The sequence below is a fragment of the Ruegeria sp. AL7 genome (genome assembly GCF_056536105.1).
In genome coordinates this window covers 3,265,178-3,272,500 of sequence record NZ_JBQFJF010000001.1, presented here as the reverse complement: position 1 = coordinate 3,272,500, position 7,323 = coordinate 3,265,178, and the positions used below count along the sequence as shown (strand labels likewise).

At 58.3% G+C, this 7,323-nt stretch carries 7 protein-coding genes; 5 read left to right on the top strand and 2 right to left on the bottom strand.

All coding sequences use genetic code 11. The annotated features are described in order from the left end of the window. Nucleotides 1-534 precede the first annotated feature (534 nt). From ACR3E2_RS16425 to ACR3E2_RS16410, 4 genes are all read left to right on the top strand, one after another. Nucleotides 535-1,284 carry a 5-oxoprolinase subunit B family protein gene (locus ACR3E2_RS16425; RefSeq protein ID WP_480483357.1) on the top strand — a complete coding sequence of 250 codons (750 nt, stop codon included), beginning with the start codon at nucleotides 535-537 and terminating at the stop codon, nucleotides 1,282-1,284. Beyond that, entirely contained in the window at nucleotides 1,281-2,279 is a 999-nt protein-coding gene (locus ACR3E2_RS16420; RefSeq protein ID WP_480483355.1) for a 5-oxoprolinase subunit C family protein, read from the top strand. Before ACR3E2_RS16425 ends, ACR3E2_RS16420 begins: the two co-directional genes overlap by 4 nt. Before the next feature lie 12 nt (nucleotides 2,280-2,291). Beyond that, nucleotides 2,292-3,053, top strand: a complete 762-nt coding sequence (locus tag ACR3E2_RS16415; RefSeq protein ID WP_480483353.1) for a LamB/YcsF family protein — start codon at nucleotides 2,292-2,294, stop codon at nucleotides 3,051-3,053. 150 nt (nucleotides 3,054-3,203) lie between these two features. Then, entirely contained in the window at nucleotides 3,204-4,451 is a 1,248-nt protein-coding gene (locus tag ACR3E2_RS16410; RefSeq protein WP_480483351.1) for a hypothetical protein, read from the top strand. 56 nt (nucleotides 4,452-4,507) lie between these two features. On the opposite strand, the gene ACR3E2_RS16405 is transcribed toward ACR3E2_RS16410, so the two are convergent. After that, nucleotides 4,508-5,902, bottom strand: coding sequence for a D-alanyl-D-alanine carboxypeptidase family protein (locus tag ACR3E2_RS16405; protein WP_480483349.1), 1,395 nt, complete (start codon nucleotides 5,900-5,902; stop codon nucleotides 4,508-4,510). Between the two features lie 279 nt (nucleotides 5,903-6,181). Continuing rightward, nucleotides 6,182-6,883: an HAD family hydrolase gene (locus tag ACR3E2_RS16400; protein WP_480483347.1), complete on the bottom strand. Its 702-nt coding sequence runs from the start codon at nucleotides 6,881-6,883 to the stop codon at nucleotides 6,182-6,184. A gap of 93 nt (nucleotides 6,884-6,976) precedes the next feature. Here ACR3E2_RS16400 and clpS point away from each other — a divergent pair, with 93 nt between their 5' ends. Next, entirely contained in the window at nucleotides 6,977-7,318 is a 342-nt protein-coding gene (gene clpS, locus ACR3E2_RS16395; RefSeq protein ID WP_480483345.1) for an ATP-dependent Clp protease adapter ClpS, read from the top strand. Nucleotides 7,319-7,323: the final 5 nt, after the last annotated feature.

The following is a 7,323-nucleotide window of genomic DNA, read 5'->3' as shown; positions in this document are numbered from 1 at the left end:
CCTAAACCTCAACCTCAGATGCCCACCGTCTCTCCGGCGCGTCTCAACCGTCTTTCCAGTCCGTCAGGCCAACCTCAGTTGCGCCGGTGAAGGGGGTTCTAAGTATTACTCTCAAAACCCGCAAGCGGAAAATGACGTTATTGGTCTTTTTTTTGAATTTTCTTTGTTTATTGTTTTACTTCAACGGCTTACATTCATTCAAAATTGACCTCCACCCTTCTGTCCGGGTACTTTTGGGCACGATCTGACTGGCAAGCCCCATGAGACAAAATGGGCCGACACAAGATATAGAGACTCCGCGATTTCAAGATACAAGTCAGGGCGACTCGAAACGGGAAAACGAGTCGGAACTGCGGCCAGAATCCGGTCAAAAACCTCTCACCCCCGCCGGACGCCTAATACTGCGGGTCGCTCCCTGCCGGGATGTGGACGGAACAGGCACGATGTCCGCTATTGAACGCCCTGTCTTGCGCATCGCCTAAAGATGCGGTCAGGTTCCACCAATTCACTCTTCGATCCGAAAGCAGATCAGCAATGGCGCGCAACATTCAGTTTCCTTTGGTCAGAACCGTCGGATTTGACGGCGCGCTGGTGACCTTTGCGGATAGGATGACCGACACCGCGAACCGGGCAGCACTGGCGTTTCGGTCTGAAGTCGATCGTCTGCACTGGGATGAGGTGACCGAGTCGTCAGCCTCCCTGGGCTCGGCCTTTGTTCGGTTCGACACGCAGCGCCTCTCTCATCAGAAGATGCTGCAAAAGCTTCGGGATCTGGTTGACCAGAAGGACTGGTACACTACACCCCTGCCCGCGGGTCGCAGGTTGTGGCGCGTTCCGACGGTTTACGGGACCGACCTTGCGCCCCAGCTTGACGATGCCGCCGCTGCTGCCGGCCTGTCACCGGAAGAAGCAATACGTCGGCTTGGACAATCCCGCGTGCGGGTTCTGACCATCGGCTTCGCTCCGGGGCAGCCTTATCTTGGGCCTCTGGGACCCGAATTCAACATTCCCCGGCTGCAAAGCCTGACCCCCATGGTGCCGGAAGGGGCTCTGGTTCTGGCGATCTCGCAATTTGTTCTGTTTTCCGGGCCGACGCCAACCGGGTGGCGGCATATCGGGCAGACCGCCTTTCGGTGTTTCCGTCCCGAAAGGGTCGAGGCCTTTACCCTTAGACCTGGCGATGAACTGTTGTTCGAGCCCGTTTCCCGCGACGTTCTGGAACACATCAGAGTCAACAACGAGGACGGCACAGGCGGCGCAACCTGTGAGGAGATCGCGCCATGAGCCTGATCGTCCACCGGATTGGCCCGGCCTGCACCATTCAGGATCAGGGGCGCACAGGTTTTCTGGATCAGGGGCTGTCCCGATCAGGGGCCGCGGATATTCTGGCCTTGCATGAAGGGGCGGCGTTGCTGGATCAAAGCCCAAACCTTGCGGCGCTGGAAATGGTCGGGATGGGGGGCGAGTTCGAGGCGACGCATAACATGCGCATCGCCCTGACTGGCGCACGAATGCAGGCCAGCATTGATGGCAGCCCTGCGGCCTGGAACGCGTCGCACCAACTGAGCGCCGGGCAAAAGCTGAACATCGGGGCGACGCTGGCAGGAAACTATGGCTATCTGCATCTGGGCGGCGGCATCGAAGCCGAGGTTTTTCTGGGGTCCCGCTCTACCCATCTGACAGCGCGGATTGGCCGGGCGCTGCAGCAGGGAGACAGGCTGACCTGTGGACCGGATGCAGGCAACATTGGGATGAAACTGGCTGCTGCCGAGCGGTTTTCGGGTGGGGTGCTGCATGTGGTTGCCAGCTTTCAGACCCCTTTGTTTGATGGCGCAACACTTGAACGGTTTGCCCAAACCAATTTCCGGCGCGGCGCACGCGCCAACCGAATGGGCATGCAGGTGGACAGCGACGGCGACGGCTTTGCGGCCTCGGGCCAGCTGAACATCTTGTCCGAGGTGATCACCCCCGGCGATATCCAGATGACCGGCACTGGCGAGCCGTTCATCCTGTTGCCGGAATGTCAGACCACGGGCGGGTACCCTCGTATCGCGACCGTTCTGCCATGCGATATGTCCCGCGCGGCACAGACACCCGCAGGCGGCGACATCCGGTTCGAATTTGTCAGCATGGAACAGGCTGAAGAAATGCACAAAGCGTTCCTGTCAGACCTTGCGCGCCTGCCCTCAAAAGTCGAGGCACTGGTGCGTGATCCCCATGACATACCGGACCTGTTGTCCTACCAATTGATCGGCGGAGTGATCTCTGCCACAGACTAAGGAGATGTGCCAATGCGAAGCGTCGATCTGAATGCCGATATGGGGGAAAGCTTTGGCCCCTGGAAAATGGGCGATGACGAAAGCCTGCTGAAAATCATCACCTCGGCCAACATCGCCTGTGGGTTTCATGCCGGTGATCCGGATGTGATGGCATCAACGATGAAACTGGCGGCCGAAAACGACGTCGGCATCGGCGCGCATCCCGGCTTTCCCGATCTGCAGGGATTTGGTCGGCGGAACATGAAGCTGCCCCATGACAACCTGCGCAATCTGGTCCGGTATCAGTTGGGGGCCGCAATCGGCATGGCCAACGCGGTTGGCACCAAAGTACGGCACCTGAAACTGCACGGGGCGCTGGCCAATATGTGTTCAGCCGATATCGATATGGCGCGCGCCTGTTATCAGGGCGCATTGGATGTTGATCCCGATATCATCGTCATGGTGCTGGCCGCGACAAAACAGGAAGAGGCCGTGCGTGAGCTCGGGTGCAGCTGGGTGGGCGAGATTTTTGCCGACCGTGCATATAATGACGACGGAACACTGGTTGACCGCAGCCTGCCCGGCGCCGTCATCCACGACGCCGACGTCGCCGGACCTCGCATCCTGAACATGGTCCGCGAAGGTGCGATCATCACCGAAAGCGGCAAGCGGCTGGAAACGTCCATCGACACGATCTGCCTGCACGGGGATGGTCCAACTGCCGTTCAGATTGCCCGCTCAGTTCGCGAAAGCCTGATCGGGGGAAGTGTCGAGGTGACGAAATTCACCCGCTGAACATCATGCGTTAACGTCAGCAACCCAATTTCACGACTGTTGCCCGCACAGGTCTCAGCGCCTAGCATGGCGGGCAAGCACATGTTCTGAAAACCACAATTTCAAGCGATGCCTTGCTGCAGTCAGGGCTTCGTGCACGGAGGTAGTCGAATGTCCTTTGATCTGATGTCCTATCAACCCCGGGGCGACAAGAAGAACTCGGACTTCTTTGCGGAATACCTGCCGAAAATCTACGAGCGCCGGACAAGCTCGGGAATTGCCGATCAGGTCGGGCCAATGCGCGCGATCTGTATGCAGGTCGAAACCGGCGCGCTGTTCGATACGCTGGTCGAGCTTTACGTGATGACACCCTATCGCCACACCGCCAGCTATCTGGGGCAGACCCACAAATTTTCGGTCCTGCATTCGCATCCCGATTATCCCGCGCTGATCGTGATGGCCCCGCTCAGCCCCGGTTTCGAAGACTTCATTCCCCGCATCAATCGCATGTACCCGCTGGCCCGCAACACGCCGCAAACGCGGTATGTTGGCGAGGTTTTCGGCGCCAGCGATCTGAAGGCGCTGACCGGGACGCTTGAGGATCAGAATATCCGCTTCGAATATGCAGGAGACACAGAAAACCCGTTCTACACATTGGACGGCTTCCGCTTTACGACCCCGTCGGATTTCACCTGCAACCGGGTCGGGTATTCGACACATGACTTTAACGACACAGACGGCCTCGGCCTTGGTGATCGCGTGTTATTGAGCGACGCGGAACAGGCGCGGCTGGATCAGGCAGCCGCGTTCGGGTCGGACAGCAAAATCGCGCCTTTGATGCTGGGCATCGATCATCTGGCGACCCGCGTGCTGGCGGGTGAGCGCGAGGATGCGATCCTCGAATTCCTGACCATGGTGCCCTACTATTTCTGGGGGGCTTACAACATCTTCGACATGAACTCGTCCACCAATGTGAACCGCAACGCCAATGTGGACGATGACAAGAAATCTCCGGCCAAGGTTTTCACCGCCAACAACACGCCGTCCTTCGTCAACTCATTCGCCAAGCTGCCGATGCCGACCGAGGATTTTGTGCGCAATTTTGGCCGTCGCCTGCATCACATGGCCGTCGAGATCAAGGATGGCGACCATGGTGCCGGGGAAAAGAATGTCGACTTTGTCGTGAACACGCTTAAGGACAAGGGCGTGCCGTTCCTGGCCCATGTGGTGGGCGAATGCAAAGACGACCCGAACCTGAAACAGATCTTCTCGAAACACTCGAAGAACACGCTGCTGATCACTGAATATATCGAACGGTGTCACAAGTATGACGGGTTCTTCACCAAGGACAATGTCGCCGCCCTGACCGCCGCCGCGGGACAGGACGAACAATATCAGCACGGTCACGTCTTCGATTAAAAAAAGGGCCGCGGATGACCGCAGCCCAGACCCAACAGGAGAGATTATGCCGGACCTTATGATGGCCCGATCATGAAACAGGTGACATTGCGGGCTTGCAGACGGCGACACGCCAAATCGGCCTGTTCCCGCGTCATGCCCTGGAATGTCGCATCAAAGCCGCGCGAGCTCTGACTGACCTTGCGCAGACTGCCATCCAGCGTGGTCATTTCCGACAGCGCCGTTTTCAGCAGGATCTTCTCGGCCTCATATCGTGTGGTGTAGCGGCCCACATTGACCCCCCACAGATGCCCACCGGACGAGGACAGGCGGGTAATCACTTCCTGCTCGGGCTCTGGTGGGCTGGCGGGCTCGGTCGAGGCCAGCACCAGATTGTCCGGGCGCAATGCCGGGCGGGTGTCCGACGTTTCAACCGGCGGGGCGGTTGGGGCAACATCCGCTTCGGCAATCGCTGCGGCAATGCCGCTGCTGATACGGTCGCTGTTCTGGTCTGCCGATGCAGCAACCGCACTTGCAACCTGTGTCCCGGCACTCGGGCGCCCAAGCGGGCGCAGGCTGGATTTCGGTGCTCCGCTCAGCGCTGCGACCTGGGTATCGCCCCCCAACCCGACATTGCCCGCATAGACCGGGCGCTCAGGTTTGCGGATAGGTGCACGAGACGGGGCACGGCGAAACCCCAGATCCAGCAGTTCCGCAACTTTGGCATTCCGCGACGCCCCGGATTTACCGCCAAAGACAGTTGCGATGATACGCTCATCCTTGCGTTTGGCCGACGCCACCAGGTTGAACCCCGCCGCACGTGTGTATCCGGTCTTGATCCCGTCCGCGCCTTTGTAGGCAGCCAGCAGGCGGCGGTTGGTGTTGGGAACAGTTTTGATACCGGCATCCGTCGATTGACGCGAGAACAGGTTGTAATACTGAGGGTAATCATACAGCAGATGCCGTCCCAGCGTGGTCATGTCGCGCGCGCTGGACAGGTGCCCTGCCTCGGTCAGACCATGCGCATTCTTGAAGGTTGTGCGGCTCATCCCCATCGCTTTGGCGGTTCGGGTCATACGGCGGGCAAAGGCCGCTTCCGAGCCACTGATGGCAATGCCGATCGCCGTGGCCGCGTCGTTGGCCGATTTTACCGCAGCGGCGCGGATCAGATAGCGGAACGCAATCGTCTGGCCCGCGCGCAGGCCCAGCTTCGACGGGGGCTCTGCGGCTGCCTTCTGGGTAATCCGAACGGGTGTATCCAGTGTGATCTCGCCGTTTCGCACCGCCTCAAACGCGATATAGAGCGTCATCATCTTGGTCAGCGAGGCCGGGTGCAGCCGCGCATCCGCATTTCGTGAATGCAGCACCTCGCCAGTTCGGGCGTCAATCACCATAGCTGCATAAGGCGCCGCTATGGACCTGAGCGGCGCAAACGCCAGCACACATAGCAACGCTATAAGGAAAAAGCCCATTCGGGCCGGAACTGTCCGCCGAATCTGCACGATCTTTGCCTCTGTCTGCCTCGCGCTGCCGGGTTTTCCCGGTCAGCAATATTTATTTTATTGTCTCCAAGGCTATCACAGCGACCCAATGAAATAAACCGAAAGCTGAGGTTTTCGCAGTTTCGTTTTGCCTCTGGGCCGAGGCTATATTTTGCGAATTTCCCCCTCAGAACCACCAGATGTGCGATAAAGGCAAAACTGCGCCCGGTTGCGGCAGGGTTTATGTGAAACTGAGGCGAAAAGGCAACATCACTTCAGGTCGCGCAACAGATCGGCCAGATCACCCAAATCTCTCAACTCGCGGAATCGGGTGCTTTCGACCGGGGCTTCTGCATGTTCCACCTCCCAGACCAGACCGTGGGGCACGTAGACACCCCAGCACCCGGCCTGAATCGGGGCTACGACATCTGACCGCATCGAATTGCCGATCATCATTGCGGCAGTCGGGCCATCACCATGACGGTCGAACACGAACCGATAGGTTTCGGGGGTCTTTTCGGAAACGATTTCCACCCCATCGAACAGATCACCCAGCCCGGACTGGGCCAGTTTGCGTTCCTGATCGATCAAGTCGCCCTTGGTGATCAGGATAACCCGATACGCATCGGCAACACCTTCGACGGCCTCGCGGGCATGGGGCAACAGCTCGATCGGATGGGCCAGCATCTCTTGCCCCGCTTCGATCAGCTGCCGGATGACCCAGGCCGGAACGCGGCTTTCGGTAACTTCGATCGCCGTCTCGATCATCGACAGAACAAATCCTTTGATGCCGTACCCATAGCGCTGAATGTTTCGTTTTTCTGCCGCAAGAAGACGGTCCAACAGGTGATCACGATCGGCATGATCGGCCAAGAGTTCAGCAAAACGAGCCTGCGTCATCTGAAAAAACCGTTCGTTATGCCAAAGGGTGTCGTCTGCATCAAACCCGATTGTCGTCAGCTTGGTCGTCATCCCGTTTACGTCCGCTTGCTCTTTTCACTGGCCATGCACACGTTATATAAGCGCCAAGATAAACCCCAAGCCTGAATCGGACAGTTGCACACGATGCTTGAAATGATCTGGATGATGTCTGACAAGCCGGACGACGACAGTGACGCGTCCGTCCTGGTACAGACACGCCCAAAAACCAAGCGTCCGCCTTTATACAAGGTCCTGTTGCTGAACGACGATTATACACCGATGGAATTTGTGGTGCATGTGCTTGAACGCTTCTTCGGCATGACCCATGCGCAGGCGTTCGAGATCATGCTGACCGTTCACAAGAAAGGCGTGGCCGTAGTCGGTATTTTCAGCCACGAAATTGCCGAGACCAAAGTTGGTCAGGTGATGGATTTTGCCCGCAGGCACCAGCACCCTTTGCAATGCACAATGGAACGCGAAGAGTAAGGCCT